Source organism: Sphaerotilus sp. FB-3 (assembly GCF_023706025.1).
Classification (GTDB): domain Bacteria; phylum Pseudomonadota; class Gammaproteobacteria; order Burkholderiales; family Burkholderiaceae_C; genus Sphaerotilus; species Sphaerotilus sulfidivorans.
Genome location: NZ_BQWE01000009.1, coordinates 56,037 through 75,674 on the forward strand (window position 1 = coordinate 56,037; position 19,638 = coordinate 75,674).

19 protein-coding genes are annotated in these 19,638 nt (G+C 69.6%); 16 read left to right on the forward strand and 3 right to left on the reverse strand.

Features of this window, described 5'->3' with window-relative positions:
• Positions 1-145 precede the first annotated feature (145 nt).
• Positions 146-1,873, forward strand: a complete 1,728-nt coding sequence (locus NFT33_RS04190; RefSeq protein WP_251673394.1) for a right-handed parallel beta-helix repeat-containing protein — start codon at positions 146-148, stop codon at positions 1,871-1,873.
• Between the two features lie 98 nt (positions 1,874-1,971).
• Positions 1,972-3,513, forward strand: a complete 1,542-nt coding sequence (locus NFT33_RS04195) for a right-handed parallel beta-helix repeat-containing protein (protein ID WP_251673396.1) — start codon at positions 1,972-1,974, stop codon at positions 3,511-3,513.
• Here the strand turns inward: NFT33_RS04195 and mog are convergent.
• Both mog and yjgA read right to left on the reverse strand, forming a co-directional pair.
• On the reverse strand, positions 3,501-4,115 hold the full coding sequence (gene mog / locus NFT33_RS04200; protein WP_251673398.1) for a molybdopterin adenylyltransferase: 615 nt from the start codon (positions 4,113-4,115) through the stop codon (positions 3,501-3,503). The genes NFT33_RS04195 and mog overlap by 13 nt on opposite strands.
• Positions 4,108-4,749, reverse strand: coding sequence for a ribosome biogenesis factor YjgA (yjgA, locus tag NFT33_RS04205; protein ID WP_251673400.1), 642 nt, complete (start codon positions 4,747-4,749; stop codon positions 4,108-4,110). The genes mog and yjgA overlap by 8 nt, the downstream gene beginning before the upstream one ends.
• 104 nt (positions 4,750-4,853) lie before the next feature.
• Between yjgA and pmbA the strand changes: the two genes are divergently transcribed.
• The 8 genes from pmbA (at position 4,854) to NFT33_RS04245 (ending at position 11,979) form a co-directional block, all read left to right on the forward strand.
• Positions 4,854-6,287, forward strand: coding sequence for a metalloprotease PmbA (gene pmbA / locus NFT33_RS04210; protein ID WP_251673402.1), 1,434 nt, complete (start codon positions 4,854-4,856; stop codon positions 6,285-6,287).
• Positions 6,288-6,471: 184 nt separating this feature from the next.
• Positions 6,472-7,554, forward strand: a complete 1,083-nt coding sequence (locus tag NFT33_RS04215; protein WP_251673404.1) for a TRAP transporter substrate-binding protein — start codon at positions 6,472-6,474, stop codon at positions 7,552-7,554.
• A 157-nt stretch (positions 7,555-7,711) separates the two neighbouring features.
• On the forward strand, positions 7,712-8,794 hold the full coding sequence (locus NFT33_RS04220) for a TRAP transporter substrate-binding protein (protein WP_251673406.1): 1,083 nt from the start codon (positions 7,712-7,714) through the stop codon (positions 8,792-8,794).
• Positions 8,795-8,810: 16 nt separating this feature from the next.
• A complete protein-coding gene (locus NFT33_RS04225) occupies positions 8,811-9,035 on the forward strand; it encodes a hypothetical protein (RefSeq protein WP_251673408.1) in 225 nt (74 codons plus the stop codon).
• 100 nt (positions 9,036-9,135) lie between these two features.
• Complete coding sequence (locus NFT33_RS04230; RefSeq protein WP_251673410.1) at positions 9,136-9,921, forward strand: hypothetical protein; 786 nt, start codon at positions 9,136-9,138, stop codon at positions 9,919-9,921.
• Positions 9,922-9,952: 31 nt separating this feature from the next.
• Positions 9,953-10,531: a GTP-binding protein gene (locus NFT33_RS04235; RefSeq protein ID WP_220785160.1), complete on the forward strand. Its 579-nt coding sequence runs from the start codon at positions 9,953-9,955 to the stop codon at positions 10,529-10,531.
• A gap of 92 nt (positions 10,532-10,623) precedes the next feature.
• Positions 10,624-10,983, forward strand: coding sequence for a hypothetical protein (locus tag NFT33_RS04240; RefSeq protein ID WP_251673412.1), 360 nt, complete (start codon positions 10,624-10,626; stop codon positions 10,981-10,983).
• A 75-nt stretch (positions 10,984-11,058) separates the two neighbouring features.
• Positions 11,059-11,979 carry a DMT family transporter gene (locus NFT33_RS04245; protein WP_149502760.1) on the forward strand — a complete coding sequence of 307 codons (921 nt, stop codon included), beginning with the start codon at positions 11,059-11,061 and terminating at the stop codon, positions 11,977-11,979.
• A gap of 19 nt (positions 11,980-11,998) precedes the next feature.
• On the opposite strand, the gene NFT33_RS04250 is transcribed toward NFT33_RS04245, so the two are convergent.
• Positions 11,999-12,946: a DMT family transporter gene (locus NFT33_RS04250; protein ID WP_149502761.1), complete on the reverse strand. Its 948-nt coding sequence runs from the start codon at positions 12,944-12,946 to the stop codon at positions 11,999-12,001.
• A 329-nt stretch (positions 12,947-13,275) separates the two neighbouring features.
• Here NFT33_RS04250 and NFT33_RS04255 point away from each other — a divergent pair, with 329 nt between their 5' ends.
• The 6 genes from NFT33_RS04255 to NFT33_RS04280 all read left to right on the forward strand — a co-directional run bounded on the left by NFT33_RS04255 (position 13,276) and on the right by NFT33_RS04280 (position 19,632).
• Positions 13,276-13,995, forward strand: a complete 720-nt coding sequence (locus NFT33_RS04255; protein ID WP_180692979.1) for a response regulator transcription factor — start codon at positions 13,276-13,278, stop codon at positions 13,993-13,995.
• A 19-nt stretch (positions 13,996-14,014) separates the two neighbouring features.
• Positions 14,015-15,829 carry an ATP-binding protein gene (locus tag NFT33_RS04260; RefSeq protein ID WP_251673414.1) on the forward strand — a complete coding sequence of 605 codons (1,815 nt, stop codon included), beginning with the start codon at positions 14,015-14,017 and terminating at the stop codon, positions 15,827-15,829.
• A 57-nt stretch (positions 15,830-15,886) separates the two neighbouring features.
• Positions 15,887-16,960 (forward strand): type VI secretion system protein TssA, encoded by a 1,074-nt coding sequence (gene tssA / locus NFT33_RS04265; RefSeq protein ID WP_251673416.1) that lies wholly within the window; start codon positions 15,887-15,889, stop codon positions 16,958-16,960.
• Positions 16,961-17,021: 61 nt separating this feature from the next.
• Positions 17,022-17,528, forward strand: a complete 507-nt coding sequence (gene tssB / locus NFT33_RS04270) for a type VI secretion system contractile sheath small subunit (RefSeq protein ID WP_149502765.1) — start codon at positions 17,022-17,024, stop codon at positions 17,526-17,528.
• Positions 17,529-17,574: 46 nt separating this feature from the next.
• Positions 17,575-19,074 carry a type VI secretion system contractile sheath large subunit gene (gene tssC, locus NFT33_RS04275; RefSeq protein ID WP_220785150.1) on the forward strand — a complete coding sequence of 500 codons (1,500 nt, stop codon included), beginning with the start codon at positions 17,575-17,577 and terminating at the stop codon, positions 19,072-19,074.
• An 81-nt stretch (positions 19,075-19,155) separates the two neighbouring features.
• The gene (locus tag NFT33_RS04280; protein ID WP_251673418.1) at positions 19,156-19,632 is read left to right on the forward strand and encodes an Hcp family type VI secretion system effector; all 477 of its coding nucleotides are present in this window, start codon (positions 19,156-19,158) and stop codon (positions 19,630-19,632) included.
• Positions 19,633-19,638: the final 6 nt, after the last annotated feature.

Here is a 19,638-nt window from a genome sequence, read left to right on the forward strand (position 1 = left end):
CTGTCACGCCAGAGGAGCCGCCTGCGCGGCCACCCCCGTGATTTCGGGGGCTCGGCGCGTGAACCCCTGCCTTCGTTTTTGCCAGATCGGCTCATAGCATGAGCTTCAGGTCGTCCGTGGGGGGCGGCCACCTGGAGTCGTGCTCATGTCTCATCCTCTTCCTGGCTCGTCATGCAGGGCCGCTTCCCGCTCGCATCGGCTCGACCGGCTGGCCATGCTGCTCGCCGGTGCGGCGGCGCTGCTGGCCGGCTGCGGCGGTGGCGAGAACGGTGCCGCCACCGACGCGCCGCTGGCGCAGCTGATGGCGGCCAAGACCACCGGAAAAGCGGGTGGTGGCGGGGGCAAGGGCAAGACTGCTCCCGCTCCGGCACCCGCTCCGGCACCCGCACCCGCCCCGGCACCGGTGCCACCCGCACTGGTGGACATGCCGCCGTGCCTTCCTTCCGGCAAGGGCATCGACTATCCGGTCGGCCCGGGGCAGGCCTACACCGCACTCGACCAGGTGCCCTGGGAGGGCCTGAAGGCCGGCGACACGGTGCGCATCTTTCCGTCGGCGACGCCCTATGCCGGCAAGTTCCTGATCGCCGCGCAGGGCACGGCCGATGCGCCGGTGCGCATCTGCGGCGTGCGCGCGGCCGACGGCGCGCGGCCGGTGATCGACGGCAACGGCGCCACCACCCGCGCCGCGCTGGCCTCGGCCTATGGCAGCAGCACCTACGCCAGCGACATCCACCAGGCCCGCTCGGTCATCGTCATCAAGCCGCTGGCCACGCAGGGCTGGACCGCCTATCCGCAGCATGTGCAGATCGACGGACTGAAGATCCAGCGCGCCCATCCGTCCTACACCTTCCGCGACGCCGCCGGCGCCACGAAGAGCTATCTGCCCTTCGGCGCCTGCATCTGGGTCGAGCGCGGCCACCACATCACGCTGGCCGACAACGAGATCAGCGACTGCCAGATGGCGATCTTCAGCAAGTCGACCGATGACGGCGAGTTCGCCCAGACCCGGAACCTGCGCATTGCCGGCAACCACATGCACGGCCACGGCATCGCCGGCAGCTACACCGAGCACACCACCTACACCCAGAGCATCGGCGCGGTGATCGAGTTCAACCACTACGGCCCGCTGCGCGCCGGGGCGCTGGGCAACTCGGTCAAGGACCGCTCGGCCGGGCTGCTGGTGCGCTACAACCGCATCGAGGAAGGCGCGCACGCGATCGACCTGGTCGAGGCCGAGGACTTTCCGGTCACCGCGCTGGCGCTGCCCGCCTACCGCACCACCCATGTGATCGGCAACCAGATCCGCAAGACCGGCGACACCGGCAGCGTCATCCACTATGGCGGCGACCACTATGGCAGCTCGCCCGGCGCGCTCTGGGGCGAGCCGATCTACCGCAAGGGCACGCTGCACCTGCAGCACAACACCTTCCAGCTGGGCGGAAAGACCGCCTGGCTGCTGCAGCTCTCCACCACCGAGGAGACGGCCGAGGTGCACGGCAACATCGTCATCTATGCCGACAGCGTCACCCAGCGCAATCTGCGCATGTCCCAGCAGGTGGGCACCGGCTGGACCAGCGGGGGCATCGTCAACCTGGGCATCAACTGGGTGTCGAGCGGCTGGCAGGATTCGGACATCTGGCATCCGGTGCCGGGGCAGCTCAATGGCACCGCCGCGCTGATCTCGGGCAGCAGCGCGCCGATCGACCTGGCGACCTGGATCCCGCTGGCGGGCAGCGCGGTGATCGATGCAGCCGCGCCGTGGCCGCTTGTGCTGGCCGGTCATGAGCCGGTCTGGCAGCTCGATGCATCCGGCCGGGCGCAGCCTCGCAGCATCGTCGGCAGCGCCCGCGATCTGGGGTCGGTCGAGCGCTGACCCGACCCTGGCGCAAGGCTTCCGAAAGTTTCCGGAAAGACTTCGCGCCGATCTCCTTGTTAAGTTACATCCAGTTGCAATAACACGGGATGTTTCGCATGGAGATCACTGGAAAGCCTGGAAAGGCGGCCGGGCGGCGGCTGTCGGTCGGCCTGCTGCCGCTGCTGCCATTGCTGCCGCTGCTGCTGGCGGGCTGTCTGTCGGGCGGCTCGGACAGCGAGGCCGCCTCGCCGCAGGCCCAGGCGCTGGAGGCCATCCTGCAGGGCGAGTCGGGCGGCAGCGCGCTGCAGCCCTTCAGCGCCTGCGAGGCCTCCGGCCTGGGGGCCGACCACCGCGTCGGTCCGGGCCAGACCTACACCGAGCTGGAGCAGGTGCCCTGGGAGTCGCTGCGGGCCGGCGACACGGTGCGCATCTTCCACCGCGCCGAGCCCTACCGGGGCAAGTTCATGCTGGCCGCGCAGGGCACGGCCGCCGCGCCGGTGCGGGTGTGCGGCGTGCGCTCGGCCGCGGGCGAGCGCCCGACGATCAACGGCAGCGGCGCGGTGTCGCGCCCGGCCCTGGCCGGCGGCTACAGCAGCAGCGCCGAGTACCGCCTGCTGCATCAGGCGCGCTCGCTGATCCTGATCAAGCCGCTGGCCAGCGCGGCCGACGCCTGGACCCAGGCGCCCTCGCACATCCAGATCGACGGCCTGCGCATCGTGCGCGCCCACCCCGATCTGTCCTTCACCGATGTCGACGGCGTCAGCCGCCGCTACGAGGCCTTCGGCGCCTGCATCTGGATCGAGCGCGGCCGCAACATCACCCTGGCCGACAACGAGATCGCCGACTGCCAGATGGGCGTGTTCAGCAAGTCGACCGACGACAACAGCGCCTCGGTCACCCGGGACCTGCGCCTGATCGGCAACCACATTCACGGCCACGGCATCCGGGGCAGCGACCGGGTGCATGCGACCTACACCCAGGGCGTGGGCACGGTGATCGAGTTCAACCGCTACGGCGCGCCGCGCGAGGGTGCGCTGGGCAATGCGATCAAGGACCGCTCGGCCGGGCTGATCGTGCGCCACAACCGCATCGAGGAGGGCGCGCACGCGCTGGATCTGGTCGAGGCCGAGGATTTCCCGAAGACCGCGCTGGCCACCGCGGCCTACCGCGAGACCCATGTGCACGGCAACGTCATCATCAAGCGCGGCGACACCGGCACCACGGTCCACTACGGCGGCGACCACTACGGCAGCTGGCCCGGCGCGATGTGGGGCGAGCCGATCTATCGCAAGGGCACGCTGCATTTCTACGACAACCTGGTCGAGCTGACCGGCAGCTCGGCGGTGCTGTTCCAGATCTCGACGACCGAGGAGCGGGTGCAGGCCTGGAACAACATCGTGGTCTATGCGCCGACGGTGCAGTCGCGCCTGCTGCGCACCGACCAGGACATCGGCGCGTCCTGGACCAGCGGCGGCATCGTGACGCTGGGCGCCGACAACCGCATCGTCAGCGGCTGGCGCGACACCAGCCCGTGGCATCCGGTCGGCGGCCAGCTGATCGGTGCCGAGCGGGTGACGACGATCGACGCGATGCCCGCCGATCCGGCGGCGCTGATCGCGCAGTCCGGCGGCCTGCTCGGCGCGCCTCAGGTGCGCTGAGGCCGGCGCGCGGTCTTCGGCCGGAAGGCGCTGACGACCGACTCGCGCGTCTCGATGTAGGGCCCGCCGATCAGGTCGATGCAGTAGGGCACCGCGGCGAAGATGCCCGGGCAGGGCGGCTGCGCGCCCGGCAGGCCCTCCAGCGTCTCGGCGATGGACTTCGGCTGGCCCGGCAGGTTCAGGATCAGCGCACGGCCGCGGATCACCGCCACCTGGCGCGACAGGATCGCGGTCGGCACGAAGCGCAGACTGATCTGGCGCATCTGCTCGCCGAAGCCCGGCATGACCTTGTCGGCCACCGCCAGCGTGGCCTCGGGCGTGACGTCGCGCGGCGACGGGCCGGTGCCGCCGGTGGTCAGCACCAGGTCGCAGCGCTCGACGTCGACCAGCTCGCGCAGCGTCGCGCTGATGCCCTCCTGCTCGTCCGGGATCAGCCGGGTGACCCAGGTGACCGGGTTGTGCAGCGCGCGCGCCATCCAGTCCTGCAGCGCCGGCAGGCCCTTGTCCTCGTAGACGCCGCTGCTGGCGCGGTCGCTGATCGAGACCAGGCCGATGCGCAGCGGCTCGGGCGGGGGCAGGGCGGTGGCGGTGGCCTCACTCATCGTCGTCTTCCTGGTCGTCGTCGGCGTCGTGCGGGGCGGCTGCGGCGGCGGCCGCGGCCAGCGTGGACTTGATCTGCTGGAACAGCTCGCGATAGGCGCGGCCCTTGCGCTCGGTCGGGGCCTCCGCGCCCTGGGTGGCGGCTGCGGCGGCCGTGGCCTGGTCCTTGCGCGCGTTGCGGATCAGCGTGCGCAGCGCCTGCGCGTCGGTGCCGGGGTGCTCGCCCATCCACTGGGTGAAGGCATCGTCCTCGGCGATCAGGCGGTCGCGCCAGCGCTCGGCGGTGTGCAGCGCCAGGGTTTCCTTGGCGCCGGGCAGCTTGAAGGAGGCCACCGCCTCGCGCAGCGGCTCGGCATCGATGCCGCGCATGATCTTGCCGATGTACTGCAGCTGGCGCCGGCGGCCCTCGTGCGAGCGGATGCGCTTGAGATCGAGCAGCGCGTCGAGCAGCGACTCAGGCATGCCGACGATCGCCTTCAGGCGGTGCGCCGGCATCTCGTCGAGCTCCTTGCCCAGGGCCTGCAGATCGTGCATCTGCTTCTTCAGCCGCGTCTTGCTGGGACGGCCGGAGAAATCCTCGTCCTGGAAGCCGTCATCGGCGCCGTCGTCGTGATCGAAGTGGTAATTCGGGTGCATGGGTGGGAAGGGGGCTCGGGGACCGGTCGGGTCGGGCTGCCCCCGGTGGGGACGACGGCTATGATACGAGCGACCACCCCTCGCACCGCCAGCCCCGCCTGTCCATGACCGCCACGACCCGCCGTCCGTCCCGTTCGAAGGCTGCAGCTCCGGCTGCCGCGACCGTGCCTGCCCAGGCGCCTGAGGCGGGTTTCGCCTACAGCCGCGCGCAGTTCGCCGACCTGGTCGAGCAGACGCTGGAGATCGCGAAGTCGCTCGGCGCCAGCGATGCCGGCGTCGAGGTCTCCGAGGGTTCGGGCCTGTCGGTGTCGGTGCGCAAGGGCCGGCTCGAGAATGTCGAGCGCAACCGCGACAAGGCGGTCGGCGTGACCGTCTACCTCGGCCAGCGCCGCGGCAATGCCAGCACCTCCGACTTCTCGCCGCAGGCGCTGCGCCAGACGGTGCAGGCGGCCTACGACATCGCCCGCTTCACCGCCGAGGATCCGGCCGCCGGCCTGCCCGACGCCGAGGATCTCGCGCTGGGCGAGGCGGCCGAATGCCGGCTCGATCTCTTCCACCCCTGGCAGGTCGATGCCGAGGCTGCCGCCGAGATGGCGCTGCGCTGCGAGGCCGCGGCGATGGGCGTGGACCGGCGCATCACCAATTCCGACGGCGCGGGCGTGTCGGCGCAGCAGTCGCACTTCTTCGCCGGCAACAGCCGGGGCTTCCGTGGCGGCTATGCCAGCTCGCGCCACTCGATGTCGGTCTCGCCGATCGCCGGACGTGGCGCGCAGATGCAGCGCGACTCCTGGTACAGCTCGGCACGCGACAAGGCCGATCTGGCCTCGCCCGAGGCGGTGGGCCGCTACGCCGCCGAGCGGGCGCTGTCGCGCCTGAAGGGCCGCAAGATCGCCACCGGCGAGGTGCCGGTGCTGTTCGAGTCGACGGTGGCCGCCGGCCTGCTCGGCGCCTACGTGCAGGCCACCAGCGGCGGCGCGCTCTACCGCCGCACCACCTTCCTGGCCGACAGCCTGGGCCGGCAGGTCTTTCCCGAGCACATCGACATCCTCGAGGATCCGCACATCCTGAAGGCCAAGGGCAGCGCGCCCTTCGACGACGAGGGCGTGCGCACCCGCGCCCGCCAGGTGGTCGAGGCCGGCGTGACCCAGGGCTACTTCCTGTCGAGCTACTCGGCGCGCAAGCTCGGCATGAAGACCACCGGCCACGCCGGCGGCGCGCAGAACCTGCGCCTGTCGAGCCGCCTGACGCAGGCCGGCGACAGCCTCGACGAGATGATCCGCAAGCTCGGCCGCGGCCTGTTCGTCATCGAGCTGATGGGGCAGGGCGTCAACTACGTCACCGGCGACTACTCGCGCGGCGCCGCCGGCTTCTGGGTCGAGAACGGCCGCATCGCCTATCCGGTCGAGGAGATCACCATCGCCGGCAACCTGCGCGACATGCTGCGCGGCATCGTCGCGGTCGGCGCCGACGCGTACGCCTCGGGTAGCCGCACCATCGGCTCGGTGCTGATCGACCGGATGATGGTGGCTGGCCACTGAAGGGGTGTCTGGCGGCGTGTCTGGTGGCGCGCCCGGCGGTGCAGCCGCGGCATGAGCCCGCTCCCTACGTAGTCCTGCGCAGGGGTTAGTCTCATGGTTATCCCGAAGAGGTGTTCCTAGAATCGCTCTCGACCCCGAGAGAAGAACAGATTTCGAGAACATCGCCCCTTCAGGACTCATCCGCATGCAACGTCGCTCGTTTGTTCGTCATGCCGGCCTGGCCGGCGTTCTGGCTGCCGGCGTTGCGCCGACCGTGGTGCACGCGCAGGCCAACATCCGCTGGCGCCTGGCCTCGAGCTTCCCGAAGTCGCTCGACACCATCTACGGCGGCGGCGATGTCTTCGCGAAGAAGGTCGCCGAGATGTCGGGCGGCAAGTTCCAGATCACGGTGCATCCGGGCAGCGAGCTGATGCCCCCCTTCGGCGTGGTCGATGGCGTGCAGAACGGCACCGTCGAGTGCGCCCACACCGTGCCGTACTACTTCTTCGGCAAGGACGAGACCTTCGCGCTGGGCGCGGCCATTCCCTTCGGCATGAACAGCCGCCAGATGACCGCGTGGATGTTCGAGGGCAACGGCCTGAAGCTGATGCGCGAGTTCTACGCGCAGTACAGCATCATCAGCTTCCCTTGCGGCAACACCGGCGCGCAGATGGGCGGCTGGTACCGCAAGCCGCTGCAGTCGATCGCCGACATGAAGGGCCTGAAGTTCCGCGTCGGCGGCTTCGCCGGCAAGGTGGTCGAGCGTCTGGGCGGCGTGCCGCAGAACATTCCCGGCGGCGAGATCTACCAGGCGCTGGAGAAGGGCACCATCGACGCGGCCGAGTGGATCGGTCCCTACGACGACCAGAAGCTCGGCTTCAACAAGGTCGCGCCGAACTACGCCTATCCGGCCTGGTGGGAGGGCGGTCCGCAGATCGACCTGTTCGTCAACCAGAAGGCCTTCAACAGCCTGTCGGCCGAGTACAAGGCCATCGTCGAGGCCGCGGCCACCTACTCGCATGTCGAGATGCAGGCCAAGTACGACGCGAAGAATCCGGCCGCGCTCAAGCAGCTGGTCTCCAGCGGCACCAAGCTGTTCCGCTTCCCGAAGGACGTGATGGAGGCGGCCTTCAAGGAATCGATGGCGCTGTACAGCGAGCTCTCGGCCAAGAACCCGAACTGGAAGAAGGTCTATACCGACTTCGCCAAGTTCCGCGCCGAGCAGAACCTGTGGTTCCGCTTCGCCGAGTCCGGCTTCGACGACTTCATGCAGCAGCAGAAGCTCTGACCGCTGCGCCAGATTGTCGCTCGGGTATTCCCCGCACGACAGACCGTCCCGCTCTTCCTAGAATGGGACACCCGTGCCCGACTGCCCCGGTGGCCTGTCGGGCCACCCGCGTGATGAAGGCGCTGCAGACAGCGCCGATGACACAGGAGACAGATTCATGGAACGTCGCTCGTTTGTTCGTCATGCCGGCCTGGCCGGCGTCCTGGCCGCGGGTGCCGCGCCGGCCGTGGTGCATGCGCAGGCCAACATCCGCTGGCGCCTGGCCTCGAGCTTCCCGAAGTCGCTCGACACCATCTACGGCGGCGGCGATGTCTTCGCGAAGAAGGTCGCCGAGATGTCGGGCGGCAAGTTCCAGATCACGGTGCATCCGGGCGGCGAGCTGATGCCCCCCTTCGGCGTGGTCGATGGCGTGCAGAACGGCACCGTCGAGTGCGCCCACACCGTGCCGTACTACTTCTTCGGCAAGGACGAGACCTTCGCGCTGGGCGCGGCCATTCCCTTCGGCATGAACAGCCGCCAGATGACCGCGTGGATGTTCGAGGGCAACGGCCTGAAGCTGATGCGCGAGTTCTACGCGCAGTACAGCATCATCAGCTTCCCTTGCGGCAACACCGGCGCGCAGATGGGCGGCTGGTACCGCAAGCCGCTGCAGTCGATCGCCGACATGAAGGGCCTGAAGTTCCGCGTCGGCGGCTTCGCAGGCAAGGTGGTCGAGCGTCTGGGCGGCGTGCCGCAGAACATTCCCGGCGGCGAGATCTACCAGGCGCTGGAGAAGGGCACCATCGACGCGGCCGAGTGGATCGGTCCCTACGACGACCAGAAGCTCGGCTTCAACAAGGTCGCGCCGAACTACGCCTATCCGGCCTGGTGGGAGGGCGGTCCGCAGATCGACCTGTTCGTCAACCAGAAGGCCTTCAACAGCCTGTCGGCCGAGTACAAGGCCATCGTCGAGGCCGCGGCCACCTACTCGCATGTCGAGATGCAGGCCAAGTACGACGCGAAGAATCCGGCCGCGCTCAAGCAGCTGGTCTCCAGCGGCACCAAGCTGTTCCGCTTCCCGAAGGACGTGATGGAGGCGGCCTTCAAGGAGTCGATGGCGCTGTACAGCGAGCTCTCGGCCAAGAATCCGAACTGGAAGAAGGTCTACACCGACTTCGCCAAGTTCCGCGCCGATCAGAACCTGTGGTTCCGCTTCGCCGAGGCCGGCTTCGACGACTTCATGCAGCAGCAGAAGCTGTGACGACCCGAGGCGCCTTGTGCGCCCCGCGCTGAATGGCCAGACTGCCGACCGCCCGGTGCATGCCGAGGCGGTTTTTTCATTTGTGCCGACCCTGTTTCGAGTGTCGCCCCCCGGTTCGAGTGAAAGTGACATTTGTCACAAGAATGCAGGGGCCAATTTCATCCCGCGCTGGATAGACTTTGTAAAAACAATTCTTGTTCACAAAAATCTGGAAACGGAACATCACAATCCGATGCGGTGAGTTCGAACAGGATTCATGCGTTTCCTGCACCATCGCTTCCATTGTTCCCTGTGCTTTCATGACGGATACCGCTCAGTCTTCCTCCCGTCCCCGGCTTGTGTTGCGTGCCTGGCAGCTGCGTGATGCCGACGCGGGTGCGCTGAAGCTGTTCATGAACCTGCTGCGCAACCGGCTGCAGGCCGAGTGGGTGGCGGCACAGGAGGGCTCGCCGGTCGATCTGCTGGTGCTGCCGGTGGGAGCGGTCGATCCATCCGGCTTCGAGGCCTTGGCCGCATCCGGTGCGATCCGGTTGAGCATTGCCGCCGATGCCGCGGCGCAGGCTCGTGCTGGGGCGCTGGCGCTGCAGCGGCCGCTGCAGTTCGAGGAGTTCAGTGCGCTGATGCTGGAGATCGAGCCAGGTCTGATCGAGACGGCTGCGGCTCGTCGTGGGGTGCCGGCCCCGGTCGATCCTGCACCCGCGCCTGTGCCCGCCGCTCCGACCGTCACTGCCACTGCTGCCACCGTGGTCGTCGAACCGGCGCCCGTGGCTCGGCCGCCTGCGCGTCCTGGGCTGGAGCTGGCGCCGGGCGCGCGGGTGCGGCTGCGGCGCTGGCCGGATCCGGTGCAGCTGCAGGGCCGCAAGGGGCATCAGCGGCTGGCCAGCCAGATCGCGGCCACCGCACTCGAGCGTGAGGATCTGCTGTCGCTGTCGGGTCTGCCGGAGGTCGAGGTCGATGCCTTCCTGCAGGCGATGCACCGTGCCGATCTGCTCGAGGTGCTGCCGCCTGAATCCGCCTCGTCCGCCTCGGCGGCGGCCGACGTCGCCGCGGCCGATTCCGCCGCCGCCGAGCCGGTGCCGGGCAGCCTGTTCGGGCTGATCCGTCGCCGCCTGGGCATCGGCAGCTGACGTCCGCGCGACGGGTTCGGCCTCTGCTCTGATGCGCGACTGCAAGATCGTCTTCACCGGCACGCCCGGTGCCGGCAAGACCACCGCGATCGCCGCGATCAGCGACACGCCGCCGGTGGTCACCGACGTGCCCAACCGGGATCCTTCGCTGGCCAAGGCCCGCACCACCGTCGGCATGGACTATGGCGAGGTGGTGATCGCCGACCTGGTGCGGGTGCGCCTGTTCGGCACGCCGGGCCAGACCCGGTTCGACTTTCTCTGGCCCATCCTGGCCCACAAGGCGATGGGGCTGATCATCCTGGTCGACAACTCGCGGCCCGATCCGCTGGCCGATCTGCGCATCTATCTCGATGCCTTTGCCGAGCAGCTCGAGCACACCGCCTGCGTCATCGGCATCGGCCGGACCGAGGCGCATCCCGAGCCCGGCCTGCAGGCCTTCGGCGACGAGCTGGCGCGGCGCGGCCGGGTGTTTCCGGTGCTGCCGGTGGATGTACGCGAGCGCGACGATGTGCTGATGCTGCTGGACTGCATCCTGGCCCAGCTCGAGGCCCGCAACCGCGCCGGCCGCGGTCTGGCCCTGATGCGGCATGCCGGACGTCACCTGCGATGAGCGCCTGCGACTCGACACCTCTTTGCTCTCTGTCTTCTCTCTGTCCCGATTTCACGCTTTTCACACTGACTGACCACGGAAGGAAACTCGACATGGCCAACATCAAGCAGAGCCTGGAGCAGCTCATGACCGTCGACGGCGCGATGTGCGCCGCCCTCGTCGACTCGGAGAGCGGCATGATGCTCGGCTCGACCGGCTCTGGCGTCGATCTGGAGATCGCTGCCGCCGGCAACACCGAAGTGATGCGCGCCAAGCTGCGCACGATGAAGCAGCTCGGCCTGGACGATCGCATCGACGACGTGCTGATCACGCTGGGCAAGCAGTACCACATCATTCGTCCCTGCGCCCGCCAGGAAGGCATGTTCTTCTATTTCGTGCTGGACAAGTCGCGCGCCAACCTGGCGCTGGCCCGTCGCAAGGCGGTCGATGTGGACCGTGAACTGCAGTTCTGATCTGGCTTGAGCTGATCTGAGCCGATTCGATCGCGGATCCGGTGCCCGCTGGCGCGGGTTCTAGAATCCGCGCCGATGAATCCTTCCTCACGGATCGCCGGCACTGCAGCCGGACGGCCGGCCCTGTGGCCCGGCCTGGCGTTTGCGCTGATCGGCTCGATCGCCTTTTCCGGCAAGGCCATCATCGTCAAGCTGGCCTATCGGCATGGCACCGATGCGGTGACGCTGCTGATGCTGCGCATGCTGTTCGCACTGCCGCTGTTCCTGGCGCTGGCCTGGTGGTCGGGGCGGGGGCGGCCGGCGCTGAGCCGGCGCGACTGGGGCGCGGTGTTCGGCCTGGGCTTCTCGGGCTACTACCTCGCCAGCTTTCTCGACTTTCTCGGCCTGGCCTACATCAGCGCCAGCCTCGAGCGGCTGATCCTCTATCTCAACCCGACGCTGGTGCTGCTGCTGGGCGTGCTGCTGCATGGCCGCAAGGTCAGCGCCCGGCAGCTGCTGGCGCTGGCGGTCAGCTATGGCGGCGTGCTGCTGGTCTTTGGCCACGAGCTGAACGATCTGGGGCCGAACGTCGGGCTGGGCACGCTGCTGGTCTTCGGCAGCGCGCTGAGCTATGCGGTCTATCTGGTGCAGAGCGGCCAGGAGGTGCAGCGCCTGGGCGCGCTGCGACTGACCGGACTGGCCACCACCGTGGCCTGCCTGCTGTGCATCGGCCAGTTCCTGCTGCTGCGCCCGCTGGAGTCGGTGCTGGCGGTGCCGGCGCCGGTGCTGTGGCTGTCGCTGCTCAATGCCACCGCCTGCACCTTCGCGCCGGTCATCCTGGTGATGATGGGCATCGAGCGGCTGGGCGCGACGCTGGCGGCGCAGACCGGTCTGGTCGGGCCGATGAGCACCATCCTGATGGGCATCTTCATCCTCGGCGAGCCGATGACGCCATGGATCCTGGGCGGCACCGCGCTGGTGCTGGCCGGCGTGGCGCTGCTGGCGCGCTGGCGCTGAATGGCGCGGGCGCTGCGCTTCAGCGCTTCGACGACACCACGATGCCGGCGACGATCAGCACGAAGGCCGCCGCGTGGTACAGGTGCGGCGCCTCGCCGAGCAGCGCGGTCGACAGCAGCGCGGCGAACAGCGGCGTCAGGTTGACGAACAGGCCGGCGGTGGTCGGCCCCACCGCGGCCACCGCCCGTCCCCACAGTCCGTAGGCCACCAGCGACGGACCGACGACGATGTAGGCGATCGCGGCGAACACCGCCAGCGACCACTCGGGCTGGCGAGGCCAGGCCAGCGCCTCCACGCCGGCCGCACCGCCGGCCCAGAGCAGGCCGAAGAGCGTCTGCACCAGCAGGAACTCATGCCACTCCCAGGCGCGCGGCTGGCCGTCCGCACCGGTGACCTGCGGGCGTGCCGCGCCGCGCATCGACGCGGGCGGACGCACCAGCAGCCAGCTGTAGCCCGACCAGCTCGCGGCCGCCGCCAGCATGAAGAGATCGCCCTGGACGAACTGCACCTGGGCCAGCGCCAGCGGATCGCCCCGGCCGAGCACCACCGCCACCCCGGCCAGCGACAGCGCCGCGCCGATCATCTGGCCGCGCTGCGGCCGCTCCGCGAAGAAGAGCGCGCCGATCAGCAGCATCCACAGCGGCATGCTCGCGGCGATCAGCGTGACATTGATCGGGGTCGAGGTGGTCAGCGCCACATACTGCAGCGCGTTGTAGGCGCCCACGCCCAGCAGGCCGACCAGCGCCAGATAGGGCCAGCGTGCGGCGATGTCGGCACGGTTGCGCGCACCGGCGAGCGCCCGGCGGCCGATCACCAGCAGCACCAGCAGCACCAGCGCCCAGCGGATCGCGTTGAGCAGCAGCGGTGGCACATGGGGCACTGTCATGCGTCCGACCACCGCATTGCCGGCCCACAGCAGCGGCGGCAAGGTCAGCATCAGCACCAGGCGGGGAGACAGGGCGGGCATGGCAGGGCGGTCCGGAACGGGAGCCGCATCCTAACCGCGAAATAGAACGGTCGTGCAGGATGGAGCGCGCCATGCTTCGGCTCTAGCAGGGCGAGGGTCGTGCATGCCGATGCAGGAATGTGATCTCGGGCAGATGTGACTTATTTCTCGTTTCCTGCGGAGGGGTGCTCAGCGGCGCGTTTTTTCATCTGCTTGGATGATGCGAAGTGGCGTGACATTCAACACAGTCCGCCAGTCCGGCATTCAGACAGGGGGAGACGGATCAGGCGCCCGGCCACAGGGACCTGCGTCTCCGCATGAATGGGTTCAGACCAGCGAAGGAGCGCAAGATGGGACGGGATGTCATGGAAGCGGAAGCGGCCGTGGTGGGCATGCGGCCTGCGGAAGGCACGAGGGCCGCGGTCGGCCTGGGGACCGAAGTCCCCGGTGCGCGGCTGCTGCTGATCGACGACTACGAGTTCATCCGCATCGGCGTGCGCACCATGTGCGCGCGGCTGCACGGCCGACCGGTCGAGTGGCACGAAGCGGGCTCGCTGCAGGACGGCATCGGGATCTTCGGCCGCGACGGGCCCTTCGATGCGGTGCTGCTGGATCTCAATCTGAGCGACTGCAAGGGCCTGCAGGGGCTGCGCCTGTTCATGCAGGCGCATCCGCTGGCCCGGGTGCTGATCTTCAGCGGCACGGTCGACGAATTCGTCATCCGCCAGGCCCGGGCGCTGGGTGCGCAGGGCTATCTGCGCAAGACCGGCTCGGCGCAGGAGCTGCAGTCCGCGCTGGCCGAGCTGCTGCCGCCGCCTGAGCGTCCGCGCCTGCCGCTGGCCGCCGAGCGGCTCTTTCCCCGCCTGCCGGGCTCGTCGATGTACGACCGCATCGCCGAGCTGGGGCCGCGGCATCTGGAGGTGCTGGAGCTGGTGCTGTCGGGTTGCACCAACCAGGAGATCAGCAGCGCCACCACGCTGTCGCTGGGCACGGTCAAGAACTATGTGTCCTCGCTGCTGCTGGCGCTGGACGTGCGCTCGCGCTCGCATCTGATCAGCCTGTTCCGCTGAGCGCAGCCACCGGGCCGGCATGGCGCAGCGGCAGATCGCTCGGCGTGTCGTCGTCGGTCCTGGCGAGGGGCGGGAGGCGGCGCCGCAGGATGCACGGGCCGAGCGCCGCTCGGTGCGGCGCCGGCTCGAGGATGCGGCCTTTGCCGATGCCTTCGAGCGGGCGCCGGAGGTGCTGCTGGTGCTGGCCCTGGCGCAGATGGTCAGCGCCGTCTGGCTGGGCGCGCTGCAGCAGCGCGGTGCGGTGCTGCTGTGCGCGATGCTGGCGCTGGCCGGTCTGGTGCCCTGCGCGCTCGGTCACCGCGCGCTACGCCAGGCGCGGGCGGCCGGCGCGCCGCGCGAGCGGCTGCAGCGGCTGCGCCGGCGCTGGCAGTGCCGCATGGCGCTGGCGCTGCTGACGCCCGCGCTCACGCTGGCGGCCGACCTGCTCTCGGCCGGCCGGGTCGAGCTCGAGGCGGTGGTGGTCCTGGTGCTGGTCAGCCTGTATGTGGCGGCGGTCTGGGCGGCCTGGCCGCTGCTGGGCAGCATGGCGGCGGTGGGTGCGGCCGCCTGCGCGCTGGTCTGCGTCGGCCTCGGCGAGCTGCGTCTGGCCCTGTCGCTGGCGGCAGCGGCGATGCTGGCGCTGTGGCTGCGCCATCAGGTGGCAGCAGTCTGGCTGCGGGCGATGCGGGCCCGTCTTGGGGCGGACGACCTGAGCGCCTCGCTGGCGCGCGAGCGCGATGCGGCGCTGCGCGCGCAGGCCGATGCCCATCGCTTCGTCGCCACCGCCAGCCACGACCTGCGCCAGCCGATGCATGCGCTGGGCCTGTTCGTCTCGTCGCTGGGGCGGCGGGTGCAGGGCACGCCGGAAGCCTCGATCGTGCGCAACATGACCCGATCGATCGAGGCGCTGGACCAGTCCTTCGGCGCGATGCTCGACATCTCGCGGCTCGAGGCCGGCTCGATGGAGGTCAACCTGCAGCATTTCGCGCTGCGCGATGTCTTCCGTCGGCTGCATCTGCATTTTGCCGGGCTGGCGGAGACGGCCGGGCTGGGCCTGCGCTTCTCGCCGGGCGGCAAGTCGGTGCGCAGCGACCCGCAGCTGCTCGAGCGGGTGCTGGGCAATCTGGTGCAGAACGCGCTGCGCCACACCCGCGAGGGCGGCGTGGTGGTGGTCGCGCGCAGCACCCGCACCCACACGAACATCGAGGTCTGGGACACCGGCAGCGGCATCGCGCCCGAGGAGCTGCCGCGCATCTTCGACGAGTTCTATCAGGTCCGCGAGGGTGCCCGGCGCCGCCAGCGTGGCCTGGGCCTGGGCCTGGCGATCGTGCGCCGGCTGGTGCGGCTGATGGGCCACACGCTGACCGTGGCGTCCTGCCCGGGGCGGGGCACGATGTTCCGCATCGGCATCGCCACCGGCGCGCTCGACGAGATGGAGCGCGCCACCGCCGCGGCCGACACCGTGCCGATGCCGCTCTTCGAGGCCCGCTCCATCCTGGTGATCGACGATGACGAGGCGATTCGCGAGGGCCTGACGGCGGTGCTGTCCGAATGGGGCTACGAGGTGATGACGGCGGCCGGCATCGGCGAGGCGCTGGCCCTGGCCGGCGAGGCGGACGGCGCGATCGACCTGATCCTGTCGGACCTGCATCTGGCCGACGGCGAGGACGGCCTGGACGCGATCGACAGCGTGCGCCGGCGCTGTGCGCTGCCGGTGCCCGCGCTGGTCATCACCGGCGACACCACCGCCGACGAGATGCGCCGTGTCGAGCAGGCCGGACTGGTGCTGCTGTTCAAGCCGCTGCAGCCGCGCAGGCTGATGGCGGCGCTGCGGCAGATGAGTGCGCAGACCTGAGCAGGGAAGTGACTTTCGGCAGATTTTCGCAGCGCCGGCCCTGCCTAGACTGGCTGCATGAGTTCCATCGATGTCGATGTGCTGCTGTCCCCTCTCCAGGCCGCGTCGCCCTGCGGCGAGACTGACCTGGAGTACGACGAGGACTTCCAGGCGCTGCTGCGCGCCTCGGCCGGGCGGCCGGAGCAGCAGTACGGCGACACGCTGATTCCGGCCGAGGAGCCGGACTGGATCGCGATGCGCCGACATGCGCTGGCGCTGTTCGGACGCGGGCGCGATCTGCGGGTGGCCGTGCAGCTGCTGCGTGCGGCGCTGCGCCTCGACGGCCTGGGCGCGCTGGCGCCGGGCCTGCGCCTGGTCGCCGGTCTGCTCGAACGCTACTGGGACAGCCTCTGGCCGCGGCCCGATCCGGATGATCCCGACGATCACTTCATGCGCATGAACGCGCTGGCGGAGCTGGCCGACGCGGACCTGCTGCTGGCCGACATTCGTGCCGCGCGGGTGCCCGGCGACCGCACCGGGCTGAACGGCCGCCAGCTTGAGCTGGCCAGCGGCCGGGCCGCGGCCCGGCCCGGCGAGCCGGTGCCGGTGGCGGCCGCGCTGGCGCCGGTGCTGCGTGCGGCCGAGGCGGCGCAGCCGGGCCTGCTGGCCGATCTGTCGACCTTGCCGCAGCAGCTCGAGCCCTTGATCGTCACGCTGCAGCGTCATGCCGCCGCGCAGGCCCCCGAATTCAAGCTGCTGCGGCCGCTGCTGCAGGCGCTGGCCGCCACGGTCGATCTGGCGGGTGTCGCTCCGGGGGCGGTGGCGCCGCAGGCCGGCGCGGCTCCCCCGTCGGCGTCGGCGTCGGCGTCGGCGGATGCGGCCGTACCGGTTGCCGCGGCGATGGTCGCGGTGCCGGCGCTGACGCCGGGCACGATCACCAGCCGCGACGAGGCGCTGCGCCAGCTCGAGCGCGTCTGCGAATGGCTCGAGCGCAACGAGCCCTCGCATCCGGCGCCGCTGCTGATCCGCCGCGCCCAGCGCCTGATGGGCAAGAGCTTCTTCGAGATCGTCAAGGACCTCGCCTCCGACGGCATCGATTCGGTCGAGCGCATCGCCGGCCTGTCCTACGAGGAGGCCACCGGCGGCTGCTGAGCGCGGCCCCGCCGCGCACGCCCTCCGGCCCTCCGTTCCCTCCCCGCCTTCCTGGAGCCCGATCGCCATGTCCACCAGCAGCCAGAAGTTCATCGCCCGCAACCGCGCGCCGCGCGTGCAGATCGAGTACGACGTCGAGCTCTACGGCGCCGAGAAGAAGATGCAGCTGCCCTTCGTGATGGGCGTGCTCGCCGACCTCTCGGGCAAGCCGGCCGAGCCGCTTGCGCCGGTGGCCGAGCGCAAGTTCGTCGACATCGACGTCGACAACTTCGATGCGCGCATGAAGGCGATGAAGCCGCGGGTCGCCTTCCAGGTGCCCAACACGCTGACCGGCGAGGGCAATCTGTCGATCGACCTGAGCTTCGAGAGCATGGACGACTTCACCCCGGGCGCGATCGCGCGCCGGGTCGACAGCCTGTCGCAGCTGCTGGCCGCGCGCCAGCAGCTCGCCAACCTGATCACCTACATGGACGGCAAGACCGGCGCCGAGGAGCTGATCGCCCGGGTCATCAAGGACCCGGCGCTGCTGCAGTCGCTGGCCGCGGCGCCGCGCCCCGCGGCGGAATGAGGCCGCAGCCGCTTCGCTGACCCCGATCCACGCACAGGAGGGCCCGATGGCCGACGCACAGACCCAGACCGCCGCTCCGGCCTTTGCCGGCGTCGACTTCCAGGGCGACGACTTCGCCGCGCTGCTCGAGCGCGAGTTCCGTCCGCGCAGCGACGACCTGCGCTCCGAGGTCGAGCAGGCGGTGCAGACGCTGGCGCAGCAGGCGCTGGCGCAGACCGCGCTGGTCGGCGACGACGTCATGCGCTCGATCGGCGCGATGATCGCCGAGATCGACCACCGGCTGAGCGCGCAGATCAACCAGATCCTGCACCACGCCGACTTCCAGAAGCTCGAGAGCGCCTGGCGCGGACTGCACCATCTCGTCAACAACACCGAGACCGACGAGATGCTGAAGATCCGCGTCATGAACGTCTCGAAGACGGATCTGCACAAGACGCTCAAGCGCTACAAGGGCACGGCCTGGGACCAGAGCCCGATCTTCAAGCGCATCTACGAGGAGGAGTACGGCCAGCTCGGCGGCCATCCCTACGGCTGCCTGGTCGGCGACTACACCTTCGACCACTCGCCGCCCGACGTCGAGCTGCTCGGCGAGATCGCGAAGATCTCGGCCGCGGCCCACGCACCCTTCATCACCGCGCCGGCGCCGTCGCTGCTGCAGATGGATTCCTGGCAGGAGCTGGCCAATCCGCGCGACCTGACCAAGATCTTCACGACGCCGCAGTACGCCGGCTGGCGCTCGCTGCGCGAGTCGGACGACGCGCGCTACATCGGCATGGCGATGCCGCGCTTCCTGGCCCGCCAGCCCTACGGCGCGCGCACCAATCCGGTCGACGACTTCGACTTCGAGGAGGACACCGACGGCGCCGACCACGGCAAGTACGCCTGGGCCAGCGCCGCCTACGCGATGGCGACCAACATCAACCGCTCGTTCAAGCTCTACGGCTGGTGCTCGCGCATTCGCGGCGTGGAGTCCGGCGGCGCGGTCGAGGGCCTGCCGACGCACACCTTCCCGAGCGACGACGGCGGCGTCGACATGAAGTGCCCGACCGAGATCGCCATCAGCGACCGGCGCGAGGCGGAGCTGGCCAAGAACGGCCTGATGCCGCTGGTGCACCGCAAGAACTCCGACTTCGCCGCCTTCATCGGCGCGCAGTCGCTGCAGAAGCCGGCCGAGTACGACGACCCGGACGCCACCGCCAACGCCAACCTCGCCGCGCGGCTGCCTTACCTGTTCGCGACCTGCCGCTTCGCGCACTACCTGAAGTGCATGGTCCGCGACAAGGTCGGCGCCTTCAAGGAGCGCCACGAGATGGAGCGCTGGCTCAACGACTGGATCATGAACTACGTCGACGGCGATCCGGCCAACTCCTCCGAGCACACCAAGGCCGAGAAGCCGCTGGCCGCCGCCCAGGTCGTCGTCGAGGAGATTCCGGGCAATCCCGGCTACTACACCTCCAAGTTCTTCCTGCGCCCGCACTACCAGCTCGAGGGGCTGACGGTGTCGCTGCGCCTGGTCTCCAAGCTGCCGGCGCAGAAGCAGGCCTGAGCCTGAGGTCCACCCCCAACCCGACCCCCGGGGCCCGGCCCCCGCATCCCTCCCCACCCACGCAGCCAGAGGAAGCAAGTCATGTCCACCGATACCCACATCAAGTTCGACGGCGTCGACGGCGAGGCCACCCACAAGGACCACAAGGGCCAGATCGAGGTGCTGTCGTGGAGCTGGGGCGCAGCCAATGCCAGCGCGCTGGCGGGGGGCGGCTCCGGCAAGGGCAAGGGCGAGGGCCATCCCTTCCAGTTCGTGCACTTCTACGACAAGTCCTCGCCGGTGCTGGCCAAGCACTGCGCGCAGGGCAAGCACTTCGCCAGCGTCGTGCTGACCGCGCGCAAGTCCGGCGAGGGCCAGAAGGACTACTTCAAGGTGACGATGAAGGAGGTGCTGATCAACCACATCGCGCCCTCGGGCTCGCAGGGCGGCGACATCACCGAGTCGGTCTCGATGACCTACAAGGACATCGAGTTCTCCTACAAGGCGCAGGACGACAAGGGCGGCCTGAGCGGCGAGGTCAAGTTCGGCTGGAACCTCGCGACCACCGAGACGCGCTGAGGTCGC

What these genes read in the sequence shown, in the direction of transcription:
- NFT33_RS04190 (WP_251673394.1), top strand. Translation starts at nt 146, where the DNA reads ATGTCTCATCCTCTTCCTGGCTCGTCATGCAGGGCCGCTTCCCGCTCG.
- NFT33_RS04195 (WP_251673396.1), top strand. Translation starts at nt 1,972, where the DNA reads ATGGAGATCACTGGAAAGCCTGGAAAGGCGGCCGGGCGGCGGCTGTCG.
- mog (WP_251673398.1), bottom strand. Translation starts at nt 4,115, where the DNA reads ATGAGTGAGGCCACCGCCACCGCCCTGCCCCCGCCCGAGCCGCTGCGC.
- yjgA (WP_251673400.1), bottom strand. Translation starts at nt 4,749, where the DNA reads ATGCACCCGAATTACCACTTCGATCACGACGACGGCGCCGATGACGGC.
- pmbA (WP_251673402.1), top strand. Translation starts at nt 4,854, where the DNA reads ATGACCGCCACGACCCGCCGTCCGTCCCGTTCGAAGGCTGCAGCTCCG.
- NFT33_RS04215 (WP_251673404.1), top strand. Translation starts at nt 6,472, where the DNA reads ATGCAACGTCGCTCGTTTGTTCGTCATGCCGGCCTGGCCGGCGTTCTG.
- NFT33_RS04220 (WP_251673406.1), top strand. Translation starts at nt 7,712, where the DNA reads ATGGAACGTCGCTCGTTTGTTCGTCATGCCGGCCTGGCCGGCGTCCTG.
- NFT33_RS04235 (WP_220785160.1), top strand. Translation starts at nt 9,953, where the DNA reads ATGCGCGACTGCAAGATCGTCTTCACCGGCACGCCCGGTGCCGGCAAG.
- NFT33_RS04240 (WP_251673412.1), top strand. Translation starts at nt 10,624, where the DNA reads ATGGCCAACATCAAGCAGAGCCTGGAGCAGCTCATGACCGTCGACGGC.
- NFT33_RS04245 (WP_149502760.1), top strand. Translation starts at nt 11,059, where the DNA reads ATGAATCCTTCCTCACGGATCGCCGGCACTGCAGCCGGACGGCCGGCC.
- NFT33_RS04250 (WP_149502761.1), bottom strand. Translation starts at nt 12,946, where the DNA reads ATGCCCGCCCTGTCTCCCCGCCTGGTGCTGATGCTGACCTTGCCGCCG.
- NFT33_RS04255 (WP_180692979.1), top strand. Translation starts at nt 13,276, where the DNA reads ATGGGACGGGATGTCATGGAAGCGGAAGCGGCCGTGGTGGGCATGCGG.
- NFT33_RS04260 (WP_251673414.1), top strand. Translation starts at nt 14,015, where the DNA reads ATGGCGCAGCGGCAGATCGCTCGGCGTGTCGTCGTCGGTCCTGGCGAG.
- tssA (WP_251673416.1), top strand. Translation starts at nt 15,887, where the DNA reads ATGAGTTCCATCGATGTCGATGTGCTGCTGTCCCCTCTCCAGGCCGCG.
- tssC (WP_220785150.1), top strand. Translation starts at nt 17,575, where the DNA reads ATGGCCGACGCACAGACCCAGACCGCCGCTCCGGCCTTTGCCGGCGTC.
- NFT33_RS04280 (WP_251673418.1), top strand. Translation starts at nt 19,156, where the DNA reads ATGTCCACCGATACCCACATCAAGTTCGACGGCGTCGACGGCGAGGCC.